Below are 23,270 nucleotides of genomic sequence, written 5' to 3'. Positions count from 1 at the left end.
GATCGCGATGATCAGGACGTACTCGATAGTCGACTGCCCTTTCGGGAGGCGGGTAAATCTCGGAGATACCCCCCCCCCGAAAGGAAATTCCGCTACGTTCATGTGCGGCTCCCTTCGGATTGGATTGGCTGATGCTGCAGAGGATAGACGCGATTTCTATTAGTGGAATCACCATGCCGCAGCGGCAAATCCTCATTCTGCGCTACAATAGAACACGCGTTCGTTATAGATTCCAAAGGAGTACCACATGGAGCAGGGCGAGAAGTCGATACGTTTAGTCACAGCCCTCGTCGAGTGCCGCCCCGACGGCGAGTACGTCCCGTGGGGAATCAAGTGGTACGACGGCACCGTCTACCCGTTCGAACGCATTGAGTCCTACAGCTCTCGCTCGTGGGCACTCGGCAGGACCAAGCGGTCCGAGTCCTGGCGAGTGGTCGTCGGGGACGGCACCTGCCGTGACATCTGCCATTACCAAAACAGCTGGTATGTCGTACACGACCCCGATAATGACGTGCCTGCGGATCGCGCACCGGAAGGACCGTGCAAGTAGCACAGTCAGGCATTAAGGCTGCTGGCGGTCTCTGATAGCCGCCGCGAGCGCATCGGAGAGCCTCGCGATTTGCCCCGACGCATACTCGACTATCTGTTCCGGCTCGGCCATATCCCCATGAGCGGCGGCATCGAGCAACGCAGCCAGCCCGCGCATCTCGTGGTACACATCGAACACTCTGTTCTTCATTTCCTCTTCCATAATGTCTTCTCCCTTCGTCTTGTTTTCCGACACGTCAGCCGAACCCCACGAGATGGAAGTCTCCCACAACTTGTGAAGATCGCTATCCTTGAGCCCAGGGGATAGAAGGGAAAAGCATGGCCAAGGGCAACCACAGCTTCACCGAGCAGGACATTCACAGCCGTTTCAACGCTATCGTCGGTCACACCGTGGCCGAGGTCGATACCGCCGGCGTACTCACCGCTTCGTCGGCATCCCGCAACAAGGGCAGGGTAGGTGCCGTCATCGAGCAGTCTGTGCTGGGCTACCCCGCGGATTCAGATCGCCGCCCCGATATCCTCATCGACGGGCAGCCGTGGGAGGTCAAGGGGACGGGGCTCATCGAGGTCGCCCGAGGCGGCTGGCGGGCGAAGGAACCCATGTCCATCACCGCCGTGGCGCCCGAGGGCATCGTGGCGGAGAGTTTCACCACCTCGGCCTTCTGGCACAAGGCCGCCCGGCTCCTAGTCGTCTACTACCTCTACGTCCGCCCCGGCAGGGGAGTGGCGGTCGAGTACGCCGGCTTCGAGTTCAAGGGCTACGACCTCCACACGTGGGGGGAGGTCGACCGGTGCCGCCTGGAGGCGGACTGGACGGTCGTGCGGGACTTCGTCCGCACCGCCCTCGAGGGCGATATCGATACCGATATGCCGAACCTCTCCACGCTTGTCAACCCCCAGCTGCTCTACCTCGACACCTCGCCCAAGTGGCCGAACAGGCCGAGGTTCCGCCTGAAGGCGTCCCTCGTCACCCAGATGGCTCGCGAGCGGTTGGATGACGATATGGGCATGATTCCCGACCAGGGCGGGCTGTCCTCGATGGGAGCGCTCAGGGCGCACCTGCACGGTATCTCCGATACCTGCGCCGGCAAGACGCTAGAGGACCTCGCAGCACAGTTCGACCTGCCGATTAAGACGAAATCGGGACGCGAGAACAAGTCCCTCGCCGAGCAGGTGGTGGTCAGGCTCTTCACAGGGCATGCCGGCAAGATCTCGCAGGTGCCGCTTTTCGCCAAGGCCGGACTCGTCTTCAAGACGATGACGCTGACGCCCACGGGCGGCAGGACCGAGGATATGAAGCTGAACCCCTCGATCGACTTCGACGAGCTGTGCGACCCCTCGGTCGAGTTCGAGGACTCCGCATTCGCGGCACCCTTCATCGACTCAACCATGGTCGTCGCCGTGCTCGAGGAGCAGTACCGCGACTGCCCGTTGTGCCAGTGCCGCTTTATGGGCTTCAAGACTTTCTGGCTCGGGTCCTACCTTGATGCCGCCAGGGCGCTCTGGGACGGCATGCGCGATTTAGTATTCAGCAACGGTCTAGCAGATGCCCCCGTCCTGAAGAAGGACGGCACGCCGCGCGTGACGCCCAAGACGGGGATACCCATGACGGCGCCCAACTGGCCGAAGAGCCGTGACGGCGTCCTGTTCGTCCGAGGCACCGGCACCGACGCGAACGACAAGCCCGTGGAAGTCAACGGCATCCGCATGTATCGCCAAAACGTCTGGATTAAGGGAATGGAACTTACTAGATACCTTGACTCGGTACCTTATATTTAGCGATACAGAATAATGCCAGATTGAAGCAAATACATCGACGATTAAATTTATCAGCCTAGAGAGATGGCTTAGAGAGGAGGGGGGTTTATTACCGAGAGGGTTTCCTGAGATCTACTATTCCCTGCATGCGAGAGCAGTCGCTGAGTGAGAACTCTCGATCGCGCCTGGGATCCTCAAGAATGAAGTCGTGAACCCCTTCCGTCATTCGACATATCAAGGCAGTCAGGTTAACCAAACAGTCCAATGAACAATTGGTGTGGACATCTTCGCCTGTGCTGCTACATCCATAGATGGCAATCAGAGAATGTGTATCGTTTTGGACACAAATGCCAATGCGGCGAAATGAGCAGTAAGAAGATCCAGGGGCACCCTCTTCAATTTCAGATGAGGCTGAATGAAGAACTGCGTTCCTGAGTTGATATAGATCAGACGCAGTAAATCTTCGCTCCTCTGTGACTCTCCTAAAGTCTTCATCCAATTCTGCTTCGGTTTTTCTCGTCTTGCGTTCGGCGGTTCTTTTACTGCTGTCATTTAGAAGATTTAGATATCTCTCACACCAATCACGATACGGAATACCGGACAATTTTCCGCAAACGTCAGGGATAGTAACGACAAGGGTCAACGATGCGCAAAGCAATCCCGCATCAAATGCACGTTGGCATTCTTCTATTAACTTACTTGGAGCACGAATAATAGTTGTATGTAAATCGTTCTTGCTGCTCTCGCTTACAAGTCCAGCGGTCGATGGCTCCCAGTTTGCGAACTCGGGTTTGACCAAATTGTTATCCATGGCTCATATCCAAAATATCCAGGCATCACTAGCTTTGCCGTTTTTGCCCGCTTCACGATGGCCTTCGGCTTTTCCAGAAAACAAACGGCACTTCCCAATTTACCGAATGGCGATTACATTCCAGAAGATTTGCCGCTGCGGCAATCCTGTGACAGCCGACATTTTCCAAACAGATCTTTACCTTGTCCGCGAGATCGGTTATCATCGATCACGCAAATACGGACACAGCAGCGATTGGAGAAACGTGTCTGAGATTAAGATCGCCGAGCTCTTCGCGGGCGTCGGCGGGTTCCGCTTGGGTCTCGAGGGCTACGCGGACCCGAACCATCCCCAGTTCTACATGGAGCCCGCCGGCCCCTTCACCACCATCTGGGCGAACCAGTGGGAGCCGCCCGGAACCGAGTCCAGGCAGTTCGCTGCCCGATGCTACACCGAGCGCTTCGGCGAGGGCTCCGTGGTGAACGAGGACATCAACAGGGTATTGGACAAGGCCGAGACGGGGGAGATTGAGATTCCCGACGTCGACATGGTCGTCGGCGGCTTTCCATGCCAAGACTATTCCGTGGCGCGTCCCCTCAACCAGGCCCACGGCATCGAGGGCAAGAAGGGTGTCCTTTGGTGGGACATCTACCACTTCCTCGAGATGAAGAAGCCGCGATTCGGCCTGTTCGAGAACGTCGACCGCCTGCTCAAGTCCCCCGCGACCCAGCGCGGGCGTGACTTCGCCATCATCCTGAGCTGCCTCGCTGATCTCGGCTACACGGTCGAGTGGCGCGTGGTCAACTCCGCCGAGTACGGCTTTCCGCAGCGCCGCAAGCGCGTCTACATTTTCTGCGAGAAGGATGCCGGCGATACCGATCTGACCGAGCGCATGCGCAGCGGCGTCATGGCCAAGGCGTTCCCCGCCGTCTACCCTGACGAGATGGCCGAACTCGATGTCCTGCCCGACCCCTACGAGAACTCGACCCGCTTCGGCGTCGGCCAGAAGGTCTCGCAGTTCAAGGCGGCGGGCGTGATGCAGGGATGCCATGTCCTCACCTGCGACTTCGCCGAGAACTACCGCGGCGAGCGCCGCGTGCTGGGTGACGTACTGGTGGACGAATCGGACGTCCCCGAGCAGTTCTACATCGCCGACGAGAAGCTGCCCGACTGGCGATACCTCAAGGGAGCCAAGCGCGAGGAGCGCACCAACAAGAAGACGGGCTTCACCTACACCTACTCCGAGGGCGCCATGAGCTTTCCCGACTCCATCGAGAAGCCGAGCCGCACGATCCTCACCGGCGAGGGCGGCACCGGCGCGAGCCGCTTCAAGCACGTCATAGAGTGCCCCGACGGCCGCTTCCGCCGCCTAGTGCCCGATGAACTCGACCAGCTACAGGGATTCCCCAAGGGCTGGACAGATACCGGAATGACCGACGGGCACCGAGCCTTCTGCATGGGCAACGCCCTAGTCACGGGCGTACCGCACCGCATCGGCAAGGCAATGGTCGAGGTCTACAACCTATAGATAGAAAAAGGGGAGGGCTAAGACCCTCCCCTTTACTTTCCGCAGACGGGGCAGCTGCCGCCGCCCGCCTTCCTCCGATATATGATCGCCTGCCACTCATGCCCCACGGGGCATCGCCACCAGACCCTTTTGGAGGAACCCGCCACGACGTCGGTTGGCTTCAATTCCCCGTTGCGTTCATAGTCCCACTCCGCTGCGATATCGGGGTGCGTGGTCGCGAGGTCGTTGACCCCCTCCACGGCAACCCTGTTCGTGCAGCACGGGCAGGAGCAGGAGCGCAGCACGGTAGCCGGAAACACATCCCATGAGTAGCCGCAGGTGCGGCAGCGGACGGTCAGCCTCGTGTTGGCGCCCACGTACCTGCCGACAATCTCAAGATCTGGACAGGCAACGGCCGCACGCCCGGCGAACGCCTCATGCGTCAACGTCCTCGATTTCCCTGAGGACTTGCCCGCGGCCGTCCGTCCGCACTTAGGGCATCGGGAGTTCCGGCGCAGCATCGAGTCGGGATTGCCGTCCCAGATGTTTCCGCAGACTAGGCAGCGGCAGCGAAGGGGAATGCTGATGCCGGTGTATTCGCCGAGTACCTCGAACTCGCCATCGGTATAGTGCGAGTTGTGTTCCCGCAGGCGCTCGAGGAACTCACCCTGGCTCAATTTTCCCATCTTTCCCTCCCCGAGATCTAGACGCCCAGATGCGACAGCGATAGACTTTTACCGAACAGAACTTCCAAGGAAGAGGTTAAGCCAAATGGAGCCGAACGAGAAGACCGACCAATCCGCAATTGTCATCTGGGTGACCGCCCTCGAGGGTGCGTCTTTCGAGACCTACCGAAACGACCCGAGCGCCGGCGCCGAGATCCACCTGCCGCTGGCACCCACCGCGCTGACGGACGCGCTCGCACGCGAGGCCGGGCGCGAGGGAGTTAAACCGGAGTCCCTCCGACTCTGCGCATGGGAGTACATTGGTCGCTTCGCGCCCTTCGAGTGGATTCCCCTCGGCGAGGACTACACCTTCGAGGAAGCCAACTTGCTCGCTGCGGTGGTCATGCATAACCCCGAAATCGACTGCGACGTCCTCTTCCAGTACTGTGATCTCCGTGAGATTTATGACCCGATTGAGTTCTTCAACGTAGCCCTCCAGTACGATGCCCTCCCGTACCACAAGTGGTCATCCCCGCTCGACTTCGGGGAGATCGGGATGGATGACCTCGGCCTGCACGAGAAGTGTGACCTGCAGCTCGGCTGGGAACTTGCGGGAAAGGACGATTCGCGCAACCGTGCCGACATGTCCGTTGAGGAACTCATCGATTTCGGCGATACCGAAGCCGAGGAACGTGATCTGGAAGTCTGGCTCCACGGCTACATGGACCCCTACGAGGGCGATATCGATACTGCGAGGTATTCCATGGCTGAGATTGTCAGTAAGCTGCTCTCCAATTAAATAGAAGAGGAAACTGGACCACTCGATAGGTATTTGCCCCTCCCATTAAGTTATTGCCAGACCTTTGGAAGAATCACACCGGGAGCGTCCTCGTTGAAACTGTCATGATTGGCGTAGACCAGTACATTCCATCCCGAGCAATCGAGGTTAAGAGCCTCGCAACGCCAGAACATGTAATGGAACAAACTGATTTGCGATGCGAACTTCGATGAGGGAGGCATGTTGAGAACCTCGAGCTTCTTGCATTCGAAGAACATGTAACTGGAGTCATACACATTCGAGAAATTCCAGCCCGAAAGGTCGAGTTCCGTAAGTTCGCCATCGCCGAAGAAGACGCATCCCATGCTCTTGACTTTTGACGTATCCATCATGGACACGTCCAGGGTCTGGAGTTTAAAGCACCTATCGAACGTTCCAAAAAGGCTTGTGACTTCGCTTGTGTCGATAGTTCCGAGGTCGATGGACGTGACGTTCACGAACCAGTAGAACCAACCAGTCATGTTTTTGGGCTTGATGCTGTCTACGACTTTCACGGAAAGGATGTCGGCCCTATGGGGCCACCAAGGTGCATTGCCATCCCCACGGCCGCCTGGGATAGCGAAGTCGTAGTTCTCGATATCGGGGTAGACTTCCGTCACCCTACGGCTGTTGAACATACAGCCGACTTCTGGCATGCCCTTACGCTTGTAGAACATGAGGCTGTGGTCGTCTTCCGAGTACACGGCGAACGCGGTCCCGTGTACGGGGTCGACGATGTCGGCGTCGGTCAGCGACCCGTTGCCGCCGCCGGTGCCGCCCGATTCCCAGCTCCCCTTGGAGATCCCGTTGCCGATTGACCCCGCCACGAGGTTGAACTGGTTCCCGATCGCAGACGAGACCCACGGCCCCGCGATCAACACCACCAGGATTACGATCGCGATGACCAGGACGTACTCTACTGTTGACTGTCCCTTCAGGCGGCGGGTAAATCTGAGAGATACCCCCCCCCGAAAGGAAATTCCGCTACGTTCATGTGCGGCTCCCTTCGGATTGGATTGGCTGATGCTACAGAGGATAGACATGGCCTCGCTGACTGGCCAGACAATGCCGCAGTGGCAAGCGACCACATTTACCTGAAAGCAGGCTTTAGGTAGGCGAGGAGCATTTATTCGGCGAGGCGCTTCTTGATGGCGCTGGTTATTTCACCAACAAGCTTTTCGACGCGACGTAGGTATCGGCGGCGTAGTTGGGAATATTTTGCGGTGCATATCCCTCGCTAGTCGAAACGCTGTACCACTTGCCGTCTGCCCCATCGATATATTTTGAAGAAGGGGCTGGCAGATAGGAGTTTGTTCCCGTGTCATCGTCACAGATGACCCACTTCCAATTAGAACCGAGAGTGACTTTGGACAGCGATCGGCAATAACCGAACATTTTGTTGGCGGTGCCGACTAAGGACATATCAAAACCGGAAAGGTCGATACATTGCAGGGAGCTACAGCCGTGAAACATTCCGAATACTCCGTTTTTATCCGGACGCGCAGACCAACCGTGAATATTGATGTTTTCAAGTGACCAGCAATCTTGAAACATGCAGCTGAAGTTGTAGCATTTTGAGACATCCCAAGACGAGAGATTAAGCGCCTTCAATTTCCTAGCCCTGAAGAATGCGTCGAGCATTTGGCGGCAATTAGATGTATCGAGCTTCGAGGCATCGATGGTTTCAAGATTGATCATGTTTGAAAACCAAACGCTGATGCTCTTAGGCGAAATGCCGCTATCTACAACATCGACCCTTTCGATTTCCCATTGACGTCTAACCCAAGGAGTGGTTGAAGAACCATAGGGGTCGGAAGCGGTTTCAACAAGGTTATAGATTTCTGTCTCAAATCCCGTGTACACCTCGGTCACCCTGCGGCAGTTGAACATGTCTCCCACCTTGGGAACCCCGCGCCTCTTGTAGAACATGAGGCTGTGGTCGTCCTCGGAGTACACGGCGAACGCCGTGCCGTTCTGAGGGTCGGGGATGTCCTGCGGCTCGTAGAAGTTCTCGCCGGTCGTGCCCGACCCTATTGCCCCCGCCACAAGGTTGAATTGGTTCCTGATCGCAGACGAGACCCACGGCCCCGCGATCAGCACCACCAGGACCATAATCGCGATGATCAATACGTACTCTACTGTCGACTGCCCCTTCGGGCGGCGGGTAAATCTGGGAGATACCCCCCCCCGAAAGGAATTTCCGCTACGTTCATGTGCGGCTCCCTTCGGATTGGATTGGCTGATGCTGCAGAGGATAGACGCGATTTCTACTGGTGAGATCACAATGCCGCAGCGGCATATGGGGGATGCCGAATCCCAGTCATTGAACTATATGGCTACATGCTCATACGGCTACAGCGCTGCATACCTACCGACCTACACACCTACAGGACTGCACAACTGCAGAGTTATGCGTCTATACGTGCAGCCAAACAGAAAAAGCGCCCTTCAAAGGCGCTCTTGAGTCAAGCGCTTTGTTATTAGGGGTATATCAAAAGCTGGTTGAACTTGTTAAGCAGCTGAATGAGAGATTCAATTAACTGCTTTGTTAACCCGATTCTAGAAGACCGCTAATTCATACCGAGCTAGATTGCGACGGTGTCGACGAACTCGACGAACAGTTATCTAGCGTTAAGATCATCGATGTTACCGGAGAGGTGTTCGCATGGCGCAAGGCAAGGTCAGGGATAAAAAAGTTCACGAAGCGAAGATTTTCGAGGATGTCTTGTCGCTATGTCTTTCGTCTGGTGGACAGCGAGCCAAGGTGGCTCGAAAAGTCGAGGGCGATGTTGACTCGAGCGCAGAGAGCCCCGATATCAGGGTCAGCATTGCTAAGCGGGACGCAATCGTGGGAATTGAGCACTTCCGGATCGACCAGAATATCAAGGGCGGAAAAAAGGATGAATCGAAGGATTTGGAGACCTCGGGCTTGATGAACAAACGGAGGTTAGAGGTGCTGGAGATGGATGATGGGCCAGACCGGGATGCAGCGATGTTCGATACAGTTGGAAAAGCCGCAGCAAATTACATGCAGCACGCTTTTGATGCGAAGCCCGGAGACCTTGCAAGATCGCTCGAAGCGAGGCTCTACGGCACAGGTAGCGGGCATGCATGCAAGCTGGACACCTATCGACGAAACCTGTCGAGCGCGAGAGCTTCAAAAGTCGAGACAGGTTTCCTAATCGAAATACACTCTGACTTCAGCGGGTATTTCATCAATGACGAACGAGGCACAAGGAGAGTCGAGAAAGGGCAGGCCGTCTTGCCTCCTGAAACGTTCGATCTGCTGAAACGCGTATCTAAGGACGTTGACTGGCTGTTACTGGGCTTCTACCCTAACGTGACTGGGGAGATCGTCGACGCCAGAATTATCGATTGCCGAGAAGGACGGTTCTCTGCGAGCTGTAGAAAACAGAAGCTGACGGAAGTAGAGTTGCTCCGTATCGAGGACGGTCGCAAGCGAAGGGTCGGATATGACCATTACTCGCCTAAAGAAGATTCTGATCAGACACAGATTTGGTTCTATCGAGACGACGATCCCATGCGACCGTTTGATATCGCGAACCAGTGCGTTTCAAAGACGGCGGAAGCGTTGAACCTGGCAAGATGCCGAAAGCCGTTTGCGGCGACCGCATCAATACAGGCGGGCTACGAAACTGTTCGGTACGCGGCCGAGAAGTATCGAGGCGAATTCTCGGCAAGCATCGTTCTACGCCTTCTGCAAGGAATGTATCCGGGCGAAGCGTGTCGAAGATATGCGGATTTTGGCAAAAGGTACGGCATTGCATCCGAAGGAAATTCGGCTATTTCCTAAACGCACACAAAGCAAGGCGCATTCCCCGCTAATCGGGGGATGCGCCTTACCAGACAGTGTTCAGAACCGTCACCGCCGGCGGTCTTTATATCAAAGTACCGTCGCCTCGGTCGGTATCGCGCCCAGTACCGCCGCATACTCGGTGGGGTAGAGCCGGCTGATTGTCTTCACGTCGCGGATGACGATATTGCGGTCGTCCGGTTCAGTGATGCCGTACCCGAATGCCTGGAGCGTCTCGATAGCCCCCTGGATACGCTGCTGGAACATCGGACCCGGATCGACTCGAAGTCCGAGGTAGCCGCGCCACAGGCATGGCGAGACGCGGAGCATGTTGTGAATCTTGGAAATCGGCTCAATGTCGGCGTAGACGTTGAGGGTGACCATGGCGTCCTTGTGTCCCAAGATCGATTGAAGTGCCTTGATGTCGCCGCCTTGCCGAATCCACTGCGTTGCGAAGGTATGGCGAAGGCCGTGGAAGGTGATCAGCTCGTCGTTCGTGCCCATGAGGGCGTTGGTCTCGGAGAACGTCTTGAACGCCCTGCGGATATAGCTGGTTGTCGCGAAGGTCGCGCCCGGCTCCGAGAGGATGTAGCAATCCCCGATTTCCACCGAGCCGGTAAGCCCGCGCAAACGTATCTTACCGAGGTCTAAGTCATATATCTCCTTCAGGAAGGGAAGCAGACCCACGGGGTCGATGGGAATCGACCTGCAGTCATGGGTCTTGGTGTCCTTGATGAAGGAGCCCATCCCCTTCGCGTATGCCACCGAGTGCCTGACCGAGATCGACCCCGCTTCGAGGTCCACGTCGCACCACCGCAGGCCGCAGACCTCCCCGATGCGCATACCAGTGTGCAGGGCGAGCACGACCGCGCGTTTGAAACGGGAATCGGGCATCATGGAGCAGATGGAGTTGAGCTTCGGTACGAGGTCGGACCTGAGCGCGTTGCGCGGTTTTCCCATGATACGGGGTGCAAGCGCACCGTCGAACGGGTTCTTCCCGATAGTGTCGTTGCTACGCTTGACGAGGACGGTGTAGAGGCGCTTTCCCAATTTAAACGCCTTGTTGAGCGTGTCGGGGGCAGTCCCGAGCGCGATCCTGCGCGTGGACCATGCGTTGATGTCATCGGTCGTCACCTCGTTCACTGGGATCGCTCCCAGCTCATCACGTTCGATATGAAGGGCGCTGAAGTGGTAGTCATCTCGCGTGGTCGGGGTTATCCGGTTCATCTGCAGGCAAAAGTCGATGAACTTTTCGAGCGCGGCGCTCAAGGGGAGAAGCGCGTAATCGTCCGCCTCGAGTTTCGCCTGCCGTTCCTCGACGGCTGCCCTCAGTTCCTCGATTTCGGCGAGTTCCGCCTCGATCTCATGCCTGAAATCCGCGAGCGCATCGAGGGCGGCCTTCTTGCCGCGGGTGCCCTCGGCAAAGCACGCGATGCCCGTGTTCCTTGTCCTCTGTGTGCGCTCACCCGACCCCTCGTCGACGAGGGTGACGATGGCCTGCCACTTCCCCTTGTTCTTCCTGACGGAGCCGTTTCCACATATGCGTAAGTTCTTATTGCAGTCTTTTCCGTTTGCCATGATTCTCCCCAAAACACTTTTTGATTCCAGATAGACATTTCTGCCTGCGAAAACCCGAGTGCTGTCGATTCTGGGCGCTCCGGAGTCACCAGAGAATCAACGTCTGCGCCATGAGTTTGTAAGTCGAATTATAACGAGATATAGAAACCTGTGTTTACCTGCGTTAATTTACATATGCGGATACAGCTTACATGCGCTAATTGCGCGTGCTATAAAAAAAACCACAGGTAGAGCCAAAAATAGGGGTCTGGGGGTCAAGGGGTCGCTGGTTCGAATCCAGTCGTCCCGACCAGAAGTTTGCAGGTCAGGTACTTAGTGCCTGACCTTTTTTGTTTTAAGCAATTGCTTTATTTTCAGTAAGCAACAGGGTGCCAAAAATCTACCTACGCGATAATCGCCTTTTGCGGCTACTTGCGCGTTTTGCACGCGCTTGAGCCGATTTATTAACGCGATATGAATCTACATACGCGTAGCTGGTATGCAGCCGAGTACAGGCTGTATTTATCGCGGCGATTAACACAGATATAGCGACTATAACGGACAAGCGTGTCGCTGTATTTATTCCAGTAGTTCACTTGATCGGTGGACAAGTGGGCTGTTGCAACGAAACGCCAAGCAGGATGGGCTCTATACGAGGACGCCGCAGGGTAATGGCGGGGGAGTGCGGCGGGCGCTCTGAAAGCCGCTGTGTGACCCCATGTCTCCTTAACTCGATAATTTGTGTTTCAAGCCACGAATCGGTCGAGCAATTGCCAAAAGAACGGCCCATGCAGGATTGCATGGGCCTTACATCAGATCAAATTTGAGCCAGAAGCACCAAACGGGGCAGACGCAACACCATCTCGTCGCGGCCTCGGCGAGCGACATATCGCAGTCGAGGTAGACATCGAGGAATTCGTCAGATCCCGCACAGGGGGACCGCGATGGTGGCCACCGCACCGCCCGAGGGGCCGTTGGCGAGCGAGACGGAGCCCCCGTGGGCGCTCGCGGCCTCGGAGGCGACGTGGAGGCCGAGCCCGTAGTGGCGACCTCCGTCACGCGAGGAGCGGGAGGAGTCGTCTGTGAAGAGGCGCTCGCAGCCGCGTTCAAGGGCGGCGGGAGAGAAGCCCGGTCCGTCGTCGGCCACCTCGATGACGAGGTGTCCGCCCGCGACGTCGCAGGAGACCGCCACACGCGAGCGCGCGTGCTCGGCGGCGTTGGCCACGAGGTTCGCGGCGGCTCGCGCCAGGGCGGTTCGGTCGAGCGGGGCCTCGGGCGCGTCCGCGACAGCGGGGCCCGTGGCCGCGTCGAGCGTCACGCCTCGCGCCCGGGCGATCTGGGCGGCCTCGGCGAGGACCTGTTCGCAGAGCTCGGCCGGCCGCATGGGGGCCCTCTCCGCCCCGCCGGACCCGCGCGAGGCCTCGATGAGCAGGCGCACGTAGCCGTCGAGCCTTTCGACACCGCCGGCTATGTCGCGCGCGGCGGCCGAGAGGTCGCTGTCATTCTCGTCTTCCAGCTCCTCCGCCACGAAGTCGGCGTTGGCGCGCAGCACGGTAAGCGGCGTCTTGAGATCGTGGGCGAGCGACGCCACCTGCTCGCGCTGCCCCCGCTCCGCGGCCCAGCGGGCCTCGAGCGACTCGGCGAGGGAGGCCCGCATGGCGTCCATCGCGGCGAGGACGTCGTTCACCTCACGCACGTTGGTGCTGCCGACCGCGAAGTCGAGCTCCCCCGCGCCAACGCGCCCCGCCGCCTCCGCGAGCGGCGCCATCTTGCGCGAGATCACGCGGCTCGCACGGCGCGCCACGAGCGCGAGCGCGAGCGCGCTTCCCACAGCGGCGCCGACGAGCATGAGGTTCTGCGGGTTGGGAAGCAGGCTGGCGAGATCGCGCGAGACCCACTGCGGCAGGTACTCGCTGACGAGTGCGCAGGCCCCGCCGCCCTTGAGCGGGAACGCAGCGTAGGTGAGGCCTGAGCCCCCGCCCTCGATCTCCACTGTGCCCGGATCCGCGGCGAGTGCCGTACTGGCCATTTCCGTCGCATCCTCGAGCCGCGTACCCTCGAGGTCTGTCATCATCACGTTTCCGTCCTTGTTCAGGATGAGGTAGCGGTAGGCCGTCGGCACGTCCTGCTGCCCGCAGACGCCGTCGCGTGCCAGGCCCTCCGCGACATCGCGCGCATTGGCCGGCCCCCAGCTTGCCTCGTAGACGAAGCCCGCGTTGATCGCCGCGGAGAGCACCATGAACGAGGCAAGCCACGCCGTGGCGACCGCCGCGAACGCGTAGGCGAAGTAGCGCGCGATGACGAAGGAGAGCGGCATGCCCCCGCGACCTCGCGCCCCGATCCTCAGAGCTGCCACTTGTACCCCATCCCCCAGACGGTCGCGATCGGATCGGCGCCGGCCTCGGAGAGTTTCCTCCGGGCGCGGCTGACCTGCATGGATATGGCCGCATCGTCGGCGTCGCTCTCCCAGCCGAGCACCGCCTCGCGTATCTGCGCGCGGCTCATGACCTGCCCGGGGTGGCGCGCGAGGTACTCGCAGATGGCGTACTCGGTGGGCGTGAGCGGCACGGTCTCGCCGCCCACGGCGAGGTCGCGCGCCCCGAGGTCGATCCGCACCTCCCCGAAGGAGAGGGCGTGCGAGCGCGGCCGGCGCTCACGGCGTAGATGGGCCGCGACCTTGGCACGCAGTTCCGCGGCCCCGAAGGGCTTGCGGACGTAGTCGTCGGCGCCCAGGCCGTAGGCGGCCACGGCATCCTCCTCGGCCACGCGCGCGGTCAGGAAGACGATGGGCCCGTCGAAGTCCGGGCGGATCTGCCGCACGAGCTCGAAGCCGTCAAGAGCCGGCATCATGACGTCGCAGAGCACGAGGTCGAAGCGCGAGAGGTCCATCCCCGGGACCGCCGTCGGGTCCGCCGCCCTGACGACCTCATGGCCGTCGCGGCCGAGGACGCGCGCGAGCGCGTCGAGAATCGCCCGTTCATCATCCACTGCCAGTATCCTCGCCATGTTGACCTCCTGAAACTCTCGTCGGAATTGTACTAGCGCCGCACTCAGCGGTCCAGAGCCCTGCGCGCAGCTGCGGGCGCCTCAGCCGCGTCGCACGCGCGGTAGCGCACGCCTGAGCCGCCGCGCGCCTCGATCCCGAGCCAGCCCTCGCCGTCCGACTCCCGCCCGAAGAAGATGAGCTGGAGCTCTCAGACATTGCCCCTGTCGTCCGCAGCGTCCACCAGGTAGACATAGTTTGTCCCCGCCCCCGGTGGCGTCGGCGTAGGAGCTCGCGTGGCTGCCGGGCTCGGGCGCGGGCGCCCACATAGCGATCTCAGGGTTGGGCAGCACGCGGTCGGCAATCGAGCGCAATGCCGACCCCCAGCCGGCGTCGAGCAGGGCATTCCCGCCCAGAAGGAGCGCTGCGGAGAGGAGGGCGAGCATGGCGGCGAGCGGCCTCCTACGCATCTGCCCTCCCGTCCTCGAAGCGGCAGAACCAGGCGAGAAGGACGGCGTCGGCTGCCAGGGTGAGCACGAGGCCAGCGAGCGCAGTCGTGAGGAGTGGGCCCGCCGCGCGTACGGCGTCGATGAAGGCCTCCACCCCGAGCGACCCCAGGCGCGCGGGCCAGGCGAGCGGCACCCAGCTCAGGGGCGTCGCCAGGGCACCAGTGAGCTCGCCGGTCATGAGACCGTGCGCAAGTCCGCCCACCGAGAAGAACGCGAGGAGCATCCCCGCCGCGCCGGCGCCGATGACGGCGTTGCGGCCGAGGCGCAGGGCCACGCCGAGCCCCAGCGCGTAGAGGGGCAGGCTGCCCAGCACGATGCCCGCCCAGGCGGCCGCAAGCGGAGTGGGCCCGAGCGGCAGGCGCCCGGCGACGGCGAGCACGGCCCCGAACACGCCGAGCGCCACGGCCAGCGCGCCCGCGCCGAGCGCCGCAAGGGCGAGCAGCTTCGCCGCGACGGCGCGCCCGCGCGAGGGGACCGCCGTGAGGTTGGCGAGGCGCCCGGCAGCGCGCTCCTCGTCCACAGCGAGCCCGCAGACGATGGCGGACATGAGCGGCATGAGAGCGCCGAGGAACTGGGCGTAGGCGTCCGCGCCCAGCGCCGGGTCCCATCGGGTTACGGAGAAGTACTCGCCGCAGGCAAGACCGGCTGCCAAGCCGCAGACGAGATGCACCGCCGAGAGCGGGGAGCGCACCAGGCGCAGGGCCTCGGAGAGCAGGGCCCGCGGGAGAGTCATGCGCGGCATCGGGTCGGAGAGTCGTGTCATGGCCATCACCTCTCCTCGGAGCGCGCGAACCAGGCCGCGCCCGCCGCCGTGAGCGCGGCGAACGCGAGCGCGCAGACCGCAAGGCCCGCCAGCGTGAGCATGCCGTCCGACGCGAGCGCCTCGCCGAGCGCCATGTCCGCCGCGAGTGGCTCGCCGCTCGGCAGCACGGGGATGAAGCTCGTGGGGATGACCATGTTCGCCGACGGCGGAAAGAGCTGCGGCAGCGGCACCAACGACCAGGCGAACCCACCTACGAGTTGCGCGGCGAGCGGGCAGAAGATGCCCGCGAGCATGCCGAGCCGCGCCGTGAGGAAGAGCCCTGCGGGGATCATCCACGCCACGGTCACCGTGTTGACGAGCGCGCAGAGGAGCATCGTGAGCGTGCCCGCGGCCGTGAGGCCCTGCGAGGTGAACGCCGATCCCGCGAGGTAGATGCCGAAGACCACAAGGTTCGAGAGCGTGCAGAGCGCGAGGCACCAGAGCGCCTTGGCCCACCAGGCGCGCCCGAGCGGGAAGCCCAGGCCCAGAAGCCCCCGCATCCGCGTGCGAGCGTCCGCCCGCGCGACGCACGCCACCACGAGCGAGAGACACACGGGCAGGAAGAGCGCGTACCAGTAGTTCCACGCGCTGAAGATCTGCACGCCCCGGTAGGGCATCGCGCCGAGCAGCGGCATCGGAAGCGCCATGAGCACGGCCAGGCGAACCGGTGCCGCGTGGCGCGACTTCAGGGCCTCGGCGCGCAGGGCCGCGAGCAGGCCGTCTTTCTCGCCCGTCATGCCGCCACCTCCCCGCTTGCTTGTCGCCCTTCCCGGCAGAAGCTCATGAAGAGTTCCTCGAGGTCCTGCCCGGGACGAAGCGCATCCTCGTAGGCGAGGCGCCCCCCGCAGATGATGCCGATGGTGTCCGCCATCTGCTGCACCTCGGAGAGGATGTGGCTCGAGACGATTACCGTCGTACCCGCCGCCGCGAAGCCGCGGATCTGGTCGCGCAGCTCCTCGATGCCGATGGGGTCGAGGCCGTTGGTAGGCTCGTCGAGCACGAGCAGGCGTGGCCGGGCGATCAGCGCCAGCGCGAGCCCAAGGCGCTGCCGCATGCCCATCGAGAAGCGCCCGGCGCGCTTCTTCCCGGTGTCCGCGAGGTCAACGGCGGCGAGCACTTCATCTATGCGGCTCTCGGGAAGGCCCAGCAGCGTGGTGCGCACGCGCAGGTTCTCGCGCGCGGTGAGGTTGGGGTAGAGCGGCGCCTCCTCGATGAGGCTGCCGATTGCGTAGAGGTCCTCGCGGCGCCAGGCGTGCCCGGCAAAGAGAATCTCCCCGGCCGTCGGCCGCAGCATCCCGCAGATCATCTTGAGCGTTGTCGACTTGCCGGCGCCGTTGGGACCGAGCAGCCCGTACACCTCGCCCTCGCGGATATGAAGGCTCACGTCGGCCACGGCGTCTTGCGCCTGGTCGCCGCGGCCGAAGCGCTTGGTGAGCCCACGTGTCTCGAGCATATAACCCATGGGTTTATCCTTTCTCTTCCGGGCGCGCGGGCCGAGCCACCGTGCCCACGCGCCTTACCTTTCGGGTTCACCATCCATGGTGGGGCGCGTTTCTAACGAAGCCGTAACGGCCGTTGGGTTCTTTTGGCGCCAACCCTTCTCGACCCGCACATCATGATTAATTTGCTTAAGGCAACAACTTTCCCGATCGATGTAATCACCGAATCAAAACGTGTACATCAGCCATCAAAGATGCCGAAAAATGTCATATTTGGAGGCTGATGTACACAAATGCAGAATCCCGCACAACCCAGTAGCATCCTCCATATGTCTGGACTCTCTATGCTTACGCTGGATAGACATCGCCAGAACGGGTATAGTATCGAAAGTTTTGTCGTTTACCAGCGGGGGAGTCCTGTGGGCATCAAGAAGAAGATCAAAAAGGAGCTTATCGGCACTTCCGATTACCCGTCGAATAAGATCTTTACGATCTCCAATTTCATCACCTTTACGCGCCTGATCCTCACGCTCGTCTTCCTGTACCTGTTTGTGACGGACAACAACCGCATCATCGCCATCGTTATCTACGCCGTTGCCGCCTCCACCGACTGGATGGACGGTCAGATCGCCCGTATGACTAAGACGGTCTCGTGGCTCGGCAAGGTCATGGATCCCATCTGCGACCGTGCGCTGCTGTTCACCGGCGTGCTGGGACTGGTGGTTCGCGGAGAGCTGCCCATCTGGGTCTGCGTGCTCATTATTGGCCGCGACATCTATCTAGGCATCGGCACGCTTATCGTGCGTCATTATCACCGTCGCCCCATCGATGTCGTCTTCCCCGGAAAGATTGCCACAGCGCTGCTCATGACCGGATTCTCGCTCATGCTGCTCGGGTTCCCCGTTGTTGACGGCCTGCACCTTTTACCTTCGACCCTCGCGGCCTTCCCGGGCCTCAACGGAAGCTCGGTGCCCCTCGGCATCTTCTTTGTGTACGGCGGCGTGATCTTCTCCATGCTCACGGCTGTCATCTACTCCATTAAGGGCGGAGCGGCCATTAAACAGGCTCTCACGCATCCCGAGGACGAGGACATCGACTTTCTGAACCCTGAAATCGAAGACTGATTCGTTGGGGTATGATTACGTACGGTTCATTATTTGCGGCACGTCCGCGATAAGTTAGGGGTTGTCATGGACAACATGGTTAACAATATGCCTCACAATGATAAGACTGCTGACGCTACCTGCGTATTCCGCGTACCTTCAAGCGACGTCACCGTTCCCGACCTCATGGCCAACGTGCGCATCACCGCCCCCGTTCTGTCCATCGTCAAGGGTCCGCAGACTGGTGCCGCCTTTGAGCTCGAGGACGACGTGACCACCATCGGCCGCGATCCTGCGAACGGCATCTTCCTCAATGACATGACCGTTTCGCGTAGCCACGCGCGCATTATTCGCGAGGGCCTCGGCGCTCGCATCGAGGATCTGGGTTCGCTCAATGGCACCTGGGTCGACGGTGCCATCGTCAACGCGGCCCCGCTGCACGACGGTTCTTCCGTCCAGATCGGTACGTTTACGCTCATCTACCACGAGAGCACGCCGGAGCGCATCGAAACCGGTGAGTAGGGCATGGCCGAACGCAACTATTTGAGTATCGGCCAAGTCGTCAACCTTCTTCGAGGCGCATACCCCGATCTTTCGAACTCAAAAATTAGATTTCTAGAGGATGAGGGGCTCATTACCCCTCATCGTACGCCTAAGGGATACCGTCAGTACTCCAAGGAGGACGTTGATCGCCTGGAGGTCATTCTGCACCTGCAGAAGACCCGCTACATGCCGCTCAACGTGATTAAGCAGCGCTTGGAAAACGCTACGGACCTGTCAACGCTCGCCTACGAGGTGGGCTTACTGTCCGATGTTCCGCTCAAGACGGAGCCCAAGGAGACTAAACAAAAGCTGCATCCCATCGAGACCATTCCCGATATGTTGGGCGTCGAGATTTCGTTTATCCGCTCGCTCGCCGAGAACGACCTTATTCGCATCATCAAGAGTCCGCAGAATCGTGAGCTCGTCGATGGTCGCGATTTTCCGATCATCCGTTACTGCTCCGAGCTGTCACGCTTCCATATCGAGCCGCGCAACCTGCGTCAGTACGTGTCTTCCGCCAACCGCGAGTCCTCGATGTTTGAGCAGGTGCTCGTGAGCATGCTCGGCATGGATACCTCCGATGACGAGCGCGACGCCAAGCTCGAGCGTGCGTTTAAGAAGCTTCACGACCTGACGGAGGGCGTGCACACCGCGCTGCTCAAAAACCGCGTTTTTGAGTCGCTCAACGCCGTGGTCGAGGACGCCGACATCGATGCACTCGATGAGGAAATCGCTCGCTCCGAGTCCACCAAGGCCAAAAACGAAGAAACTGCCGCGCCTGCTTCGCACGAGGATTCTCTCGTAAAGCCGCTCAAGGTCGTCGCCCCTTCGCACTCCGGCACCGTCACCGCGGGCAAATAACCGCTGCTGATATTTCGGCAACTCATTGAAAGGTCATGCAATGTACGACTTCGAATCTCAAATCGTCGACATCCCCGACTATCCCGAGCCCGGAGTCGTCTTTAAAGACATCACGCCGCTCTTTGGCAATCCCGAGGCGCTCAAAGCCATGACCGATGCCCTCGCCGAGCACTTTGCCGGCATGGGGATCACCAAGGTCGTGGGTCCCGAGGCTCGCGGCTTTATGGTTGGCGTACCGGTGGCTGTAGCCCTTGGCGCCGGCTTTGTTCCCGCACGTAAACCGGGCAAGCTGCCGCGCGAGACCGTAAGCCAGAGCTACGAGCTCGAGTACGGCACCGATTCAATTGAGATCCATGCCGACGCTATCAGCTCTAAAGATACCGTGTTGATTCTGGACGACTTGGTCGCGACGGGCGGAACCGTCGAGGCAACAGGTAAACTGGTGCGAGATATGGGCGCAAAGCTTATCGGTTACGGTTGTATACTTGAGCTTGCGTTTCTCAACCCGCGCGAGAAGCTCACGCCGTCTGATGACGATGTGGAGCTCTTTAGCCTGGTGACGGTAGGCTAGCCGTTACCCTTAGTTACTGGAAAGGAAGCTACATGCGCACAGCAAACACGCACAAAAACATGGCACGCTGCGCTGCTACGGCAACCCTCGCTTGTGTTTTGGGCTTGGGCCTCGCGGCTCCTGCCTACGCCGATACCGCATCCGACCTTGCCGCTGCTCGTACGAAACTCGAGCAGATCGGCACCCAAACCCAGCAGATTTACGATGAGCTTGCCACGCAGACGCAGGCGCTCGATCAGACTGCCGGCGAGATCACGCAAAAGCAGCAGGAGATCGCCGATGGTCAGGCCAAGCTCTCGACCTATGTCGCCGGCGAGTACAAAACCGGCGGTCTGAGCCTGCTTCAGGTTTTGACGGGTGTCGATGATCTGAGCGATATGCTCAACCGTCTGTTCTACTACGGCAAAGTTTCCGATAAGCAAGCTCAGACCATTCAAGAGGTCAAGGAGCTTAAGCAGCAGCTCACCGATAAGCAGGCCGAGCAGGAGAAGAACGTCGCCACCACGCAAAAGAAGGTCGACGAGCTTAATGCCCAGCAGGCTGAAGCCCAGAACGTCGTAAACTCCCTGGATTCGCAGCTGCAGGCCGAGCTCGCTGCCGAGGCCGAGGCCAACGCTGCGCTGCAGGCTGGCATTAATGCTAGCACCGCCGAAAAGGCCACGGTGAGCAACGACACCGCCGGTACGACCGAGAACACCAACAATGGCGGCCAGACCAACAATAACAACAACCAGGGCGGCAACACGCCGGCTCCCGCACCGCAGCCTGCCCCCACGCCCGCTCCGGCTCCCACGCCTTCAGCACCGAGTCAGTCTGTTGATGGTGGCTCCGTTGTTTCGCGCGCCTACAGCAAGCTCGGCTATGCGTATTCTTGGGGCGGCATTGGACCGAACAGCTTTGACTGCTCCGGTTTTGTAAGCTATTGCCTCACGGGACGCTACTGCCGTCTGGGCACCACGGTCGACTTCATGGGTTGGACCCGTGTGTCCGATCCGCAACCCGGCGATGTTGTGGTTAACTCCTACCATACCGGCATTTATATCGGTAATGGTCAGATGATCCATGCTTCCGACTACAAAACGGGCGTCATCATCAGCTCCGTTGCCGCCGGCATGAACAACAATTACATTTTCGTGCGCTACTAATTTATTACTGCAGCGAACGAACGTGGGCCTCGCGATCTTGAGTCACGAGGCCCATTCTTTTTTTCCCTACCGTTTGCCATAAAATCAGGACGGCTATCTAGTATTCAAAACTAGATAGCCGTCCAATCAATCAAAAAGATGGCTATAATTGTTGGGGAACAACTAGAAAGGACCCTCAATGAGCTGGGCACTTATCTCAGATTCGAGCTGCAATCTTCGCGATTGGCAACCGACTGCACCCCGTACCACCTTTGCATTCGCTCCTCTCAAAATTCGAGTAGGGGAGCGCGAATTTGTCGACGACCTTTTGCTCGATGTTCACGAGCTTAATGTTGCCATTCAGTCGGAAGCCAGCGCATCATCGAGCGCCTGCCCAAGCGTGGGGGAGTGGGCTGAGCTCTTTAAGCTCGCCGACAAGACGATCTGCATGCCAATCTCGGAGGGTGTCTCTGGAAGCTATAACGCTGCCGCTACGGCACGCGATATGGTACTTGCCGAGGAGCCCAATCGTCAGATTCACCTGGTCAATTCGCGGGCAGCAGGCGGCAAGATGGATCTGATCTTCTTGCTGTTTGATCGTTATCTTGCAAGTAACCCGGACGTTTCCTTTGAGGACGCCTGCGCTTACTTCGACAGTCTCGAGCAAAACAGCAAGATTCTCTTTAGCCTGTGTAATTACGAGAACCTTGCAAAGGCAGGACGCATTCCTAAGGCAGCCGGCGTCATTGCCAACAAGCTCAATATTCGCATTTTGGGCACGGCGAGCGAGGCCGGTAAAATCGAGCTCGTCGGGCACACGCGTGGCGAAAAGAAGATGCTCAACAAGATCATCGACACCATGGAAGCCGAAGGTTTTACGGGCGGCGAGGTCGTTATCGACCATGTCGAGAATGAGGCAGGCGCCCAAGCACTTGCCAGCCGAATTGTGGAGCGCTGGCCAGGCTCCAAGACTATCATCATGCCCTGTAACGGGCTAGATTCATACTATGCCGAAATGTATGGGCTCATTATCGGCTACGGCATGGGCGTGGCTTCGGGCCAATAACGTCCAACCAAGCAAAAATACGGGCGGGACAAAGTGGCAGATAGCCCTTTGTTCCGCCCGTTTTATACGTCGGCTAGCTATTAAACCCATTAAACTTTAGATAGCTCATCAGGTACGCTTTCGAAACGAAGGATGAAACCGCACTGCGCACAAGCAGCGACTCACGCGTTACCTGATGCGCCGTATCGGGAACCGGCGCCTGCTCGACGGAAAACGCCGAACGAATCGATGCCTCGAGCTGATCGACCACATAATCGAAGGCCGTCGGGGCATCGTAGCTCAAACGCTGAATGTTAAAGAGTGCCTGCACCGCAGCAATAGGTAGCACCTGCTTAAAGAGGCAGATAGCGATCAGGCGGGCAATCTGCTCGCGGCCATATTGCTTTTTGACCGGAGCAGGCACCAGGCCGACCTTCACGTAGTTATTGATCATCGATGGCGTAATGACAGGGTGCTCAACGCAAATGGACAGCGGCTCCATCCACAGCGCAACATACTCAATGACCTGGTCGCGGTAGAGTGTCACATTGGGCAACTGGTTATAGCGCGGCAGACTCAACGTATTGAGTTTACGCACGATATCGGACTGAATGAATGCATCGGGCAGCACCGTGGGCTGAATATCCTCGGGCTTAATGCTTACCGACGAATCGGACATCGGAATAACGTGTTTAACGTGGTTCATAAAGGTCCTCCGTTCATTTTCTATATTGTATTCTAGGTTATCTAGTTTTGCATACCACATAGCCGGCAAGTAAAAGTGGTTGGACAACACATTGATGCATCGTCCAACCACTTTGTTTAAAGATAGC

General features: G+C 59.3%; 22 protein-coding genes. 11 read left to right on the top strand and 11 right to left on the bottom strand.

Annotated features, from left to right (window positions below; genetic code table 11):
- The first annotated feature begins 247 nt into the window (after nucleotides 1-247).
- On the top strand, nucleotides 248-550 hold the full coding sequence (locus AAAV21_RS06295) for a hypothetical protein (RefSeq protein ID WP_349108187.1): 303 nt from the start codon (nucleotides 248-250) through the stop codon (nucleotides 548-550).
- Between the two features lie 12 nt (nucleotides 551-562).
- Here AAAV21_RS06295 and AAAV21_RS06290 read toward each other — a convergent pair whose 3' ends face one another.
- Entirely contained in the window at nucleotides 563-751 is a 189-nt protein-coding gene (locus AAAV21_RS06290; RefSeq protein WP_349108185.1) for a hypothetical protein, read from the bottom strand.
- A gap of 116 nt (nucleotides 752-867) precedes the next feature.
- Here AAAV21_RS06290 and AAAV21_RS06285 point away from each other — a divergent pair, with 116 nt between their 5' ends.
- Nucleotides 868-2,328 carry a MutH/Sau3AI family endonuclease gene (locus tag AAAV21_RS06285; protein WP_349108182.1) on the top strand — a complete coding sequence of 487 codons (1,461 nt, stop codon included), beginning with the start codon at nucleotides 868-870 and terminating at the stop codon, nucleotides 2,326-2,328.
- Between the two features lie 1,034 nt (nucleotides 2,329-3,362).
- Complete coding sequence (dcm, locus tag AAAV21_RS06280) at nucleotides 3,363-4,625, top strand: DNA (cytosine-5-)-methyltransferase (protein WP_349108179.1); 1,263 nt, start codon at nucleotides 3,363-3,365, stop codon at nucleotides 4,623-4,625.
- Nucleotides 4,626-4,657: 32 nt separating this feature from the next.
- Here dcm and AAAV21_RS06275 read toward each other — a convergent pair whose 3' ends face one another.
- Nucleotides 4,658-5,290, bottom strand: a complete 633-nt coding sequence (locus AAAV21_RS06275) for a zinc-ribbon domain-containing protein (protein WP_349108176.1) — start codon at nucleotides 5,288-5,290, stop codon at nucleotides 4,658-4,660.
- An 85-nt stretch (nucleotides 5,291-5,375) separates the two neighbouring features.
- On the opposite strand from AAAV21_RS06275, the gene AAAV21_RS06270 reads away from it, so the two are divergent.
- Nucleotides 5,376-6,068, top strand: a complete 693-nt coding sequence (locus tag AAAV21_RS06270; RefSeq protein WP_349108173.1) for a hypothetical protein — start codon at nucleotides 5,376-5,378, stop codon at nucleotides 6,066-6,068.
- Between the two features lie 50 nt (nucleotides 6,069-6,118).
- Here the strand turns inward: AAAV21_RS06270 and AAAV21_RS06265 are convergent, their stop codons facing one another.
- Complete coding sequence (locus AAAV21_RS06265) at nucleotides 6,119-6,970, bottom strand: BspA family leucine-rich repeat surface protein (protein WP_349108170.1); 852 nt, start codon at nucleotides 6,968-6,970, stop codon at nucleotides 6,119-6,121.
- A 274-nt stretch (nucleotides 6,971-7,244) separates the two neighbouring features.
- Nucleotides 7,245-8,213 carry a BspA family leucine-rich repeat surface protein gene (locus AAAV21_RS06260; RefSeq protein ID WP_349108168.1) on the bottom strand — a complete coding sequence of 323 codons (969 nt, stop codon included), beginning with the start codon at nucleotides 8,211-8,213 and terminating at the stop codon, nucleotides 7,245-7,247.
- A gap of 538 nt (nucleotides 8,214-8,751) precedes the next feature.
- Here AAAV21_RS06260 and AAAV21_RS06255 point away from each other — a divergent pair.
- Entirely contained in the window at nucleotides 8,752-9,900 is a 1,149-nt protein-coding gene (locus tag AAAV21_RS06255; RefSeq protein ID WP_349108167.1) for a hypothetical protein, read from the top strand.
- Between the two features lie 90 nt (nucleotides 9,901-9,990).
- Here the strand turns inward: AAAV21_RS06255 and AAAV21_RS06250 are convergent, their stop codons facing one another.
- From AAAV21_RS06250 to AAAV21_RS06225, 6 genes are all read right to left on the bottom strand, one after another.
- Complete coding sequence (locus AAAV21_RS06250) at nucleotides 9,991-11,478, bottom strand: site-specific integrase (RefSeq protein ID WP_349108165.1); 1,488 nt, start codon at nucleotides 11,476-11,478, stop codon at nucleotides 9,991-9,993.
- Between the two features lie 898 nt (nucleotides 11,479-12,376).
- Complete coding sequence (locus AAAV21_RS06245) at nucleotides 12,377-13,774, bottom strand: HAMP domain-containing sensor histidine kinase (RefSeq protein WP_349108163.1); 1,398 nt, start codon at nucleotides 13,772-13,774, stop codon at nucleotides 12,377-12,379.
- 26 nt (nucleotides 13,775-13,800) lie between these two features.
- On the bottom strand, nucleotides 13,801-14,463 hold the full coding sequence (locus tag AAAV21_RS06240; RefSeq protein WP_349108162.1) for a response regulator transcription factor: 663 nt from the start codon (nucleotides 14,461-14,463) through the stop codon (nucleotides 13,801-13,803).
- A gap of 439 nt (nucleotides 14,464-14,902) precedes the next feature.
- Nucleotides 14,903-15,718, bottom strand: a complete 816-nt coding sequence (locus AAAV21_RS06235; RefSeq protein WP_349108160.1) for a lantibiotic ABC transporter permease — start codon at nucleotides 15,716-15,718, stop codon at nucleotides 14,903-14,905.
- Entirely contained in the window at nucleotides 15,718-16,488 is a 771-nt protein-coding gene (locus tag AAAV21_RS06230; RefSeq protein ID WP_349108158.1) for a hypothetical protein, read from the bottom strand. Before AAAV21_RS06230 ends, AAAV21_RS06235 begins: the two co-directional genes overlap by 1 nt.
- Nucleotides 16,485-17,213: a lantibiotic protection ABC transporter ATP-binding protein gene (locus AAAV21_RS06225; RefSeq protein ID WP_349108156.1), complete on the bottom strand. Its 729-nt coding sequence runs from the start codon at nucleotides 17,211-17,213 to the stop codon at nucleotides 16,485-16,487. Before AAAV21_RS06225 ends, AAAV21_RS06230 begins: the two co-directional genes overlap by 4 nt.
- A 396-nt stretch (nucleotides 17,214-17,609) precedes the next feature.
- On the opposite strand from AAAV21_RS06225, the gene AAAV21_RS06220 reads away from it, so the two are divergent.
- The 6 genes from AAAV21_RS06220 (at nucleotide 17,610) to AAAV21_RS06195 (ending at nucleotide 22,458) form a co-directional block, all read left to right on the top strand.
- The gene (locus AAAV21_RS06220) at nucleotides 17,610-18,314 is read left to right on the top strand and encodes a CDP-alcohol phosphatidyltransferase family protein (protein WP_349108155.1); all 705 of its coding nucleotides are present in this window, start codon (nucleotides 17,610-17,612) and stop codon (nucleotides 18,312-18,314) included.
- A gap of 66 nt (nucleotides 18,315-18,380) precedes the next feature.
- On the top strand, nucleotides 18,381-18,815 hold the full coding sequence (locus tag AAAV21_RS06215) for an FHA domain-containing protein (RefSeq protein ID WP_199569376.1): 435 nt from the start codon (nucleotides 18,381-18,383) through the stop codon (nucleotides 18,813-18,815).
- Between the two features lie 3 nt (nucleotides 18,816-18,818).
- Nucleotides 18,819-19,697, top strand: coding sequence for a MerR family transcriptional regulator (locus tag AAAV21_RS06210; protein ID WP_117773499.1), 879 nt, complete (start codon nucleotides 18,819-18,821; stop codon nucleotides 19,695-19,697).
- A 40-nt stretch (nucleotides 19,698-19,737) separates the two neighbouring features.
- The gene (locus AAAV21_RS06205; RefSeq protein WP_117773500.1) at nucleotides 19,738-20,268 is read left to right on the top strand and encodes an adenine phosphoribosyltransferase; all 531 of its coding nucleotides are present in this window, start codon (nucleotides 19,738-19,740) and stop codon (nucleotides 20,266-20,268) included.
- Between the two features lie 32 nt (nucleotides 20,269-20,300).
- On the top strand, nucleotides 20,301-21,413 hold the full coding sequence (locus tag AAAV21_RS06200) for an NlpC/P60 family protein (protein WP_197032151.1): 1,113 nt from the start codon (nucleotides 20,301-20,303) through the stop codon (nucleotides 21,411-21,413).
- A 178-nt stretch (nucleotides 21,414-21,591) separates the two neighbouring features.
- Complete coding sequence (locus AAAV21_RS06195) at nucleotides 21,592-22,458, top strand: DegV family protein (RefSeq protein ID WP_117773501.1); 867 nt, start codon at nucleotides 21,592-21,594, stop codon at nucleotides 22,456-22,458.
- A 73-nt stretch (nucleotides 22,459-22,531) separates the two neighbouring features.
- Here AAAV21_RS06195 and AAAV21_RS06190 read toward each other — a convergent pair whose 3' ends face one another.
- Nucleotides 22,532-23,143 carry a DUF1836 domain-containing protein gene (locus AAAV21_RS06190; protein ID WP_192934515.1) on the bottom strand — a complete coding sequence of 204 codons (612 nt, stop codon included), beginning with the start codon at nucleotides 23,141-23,143 and terminating at the stop codon, nucleotides 22,532-22,534.
- Nucleotides 23,144-23,270 lie beyond the last annotated feature (127 nt).

The organism is Collinsella sp. CLA-AA-H302, assembly GCF_040093305.1.
In the GTDB taxonomy this organism is placed as follows: Bacteria; Actinomycetota; Coriobacteriia; order Coriobacteriales; family Coriobacteriaceae; genus Collinsella.
Note: the sequence above shows the minus strand (reverse complement) of the source record. Positions and strands in the feature narration are given on the sequence as shown.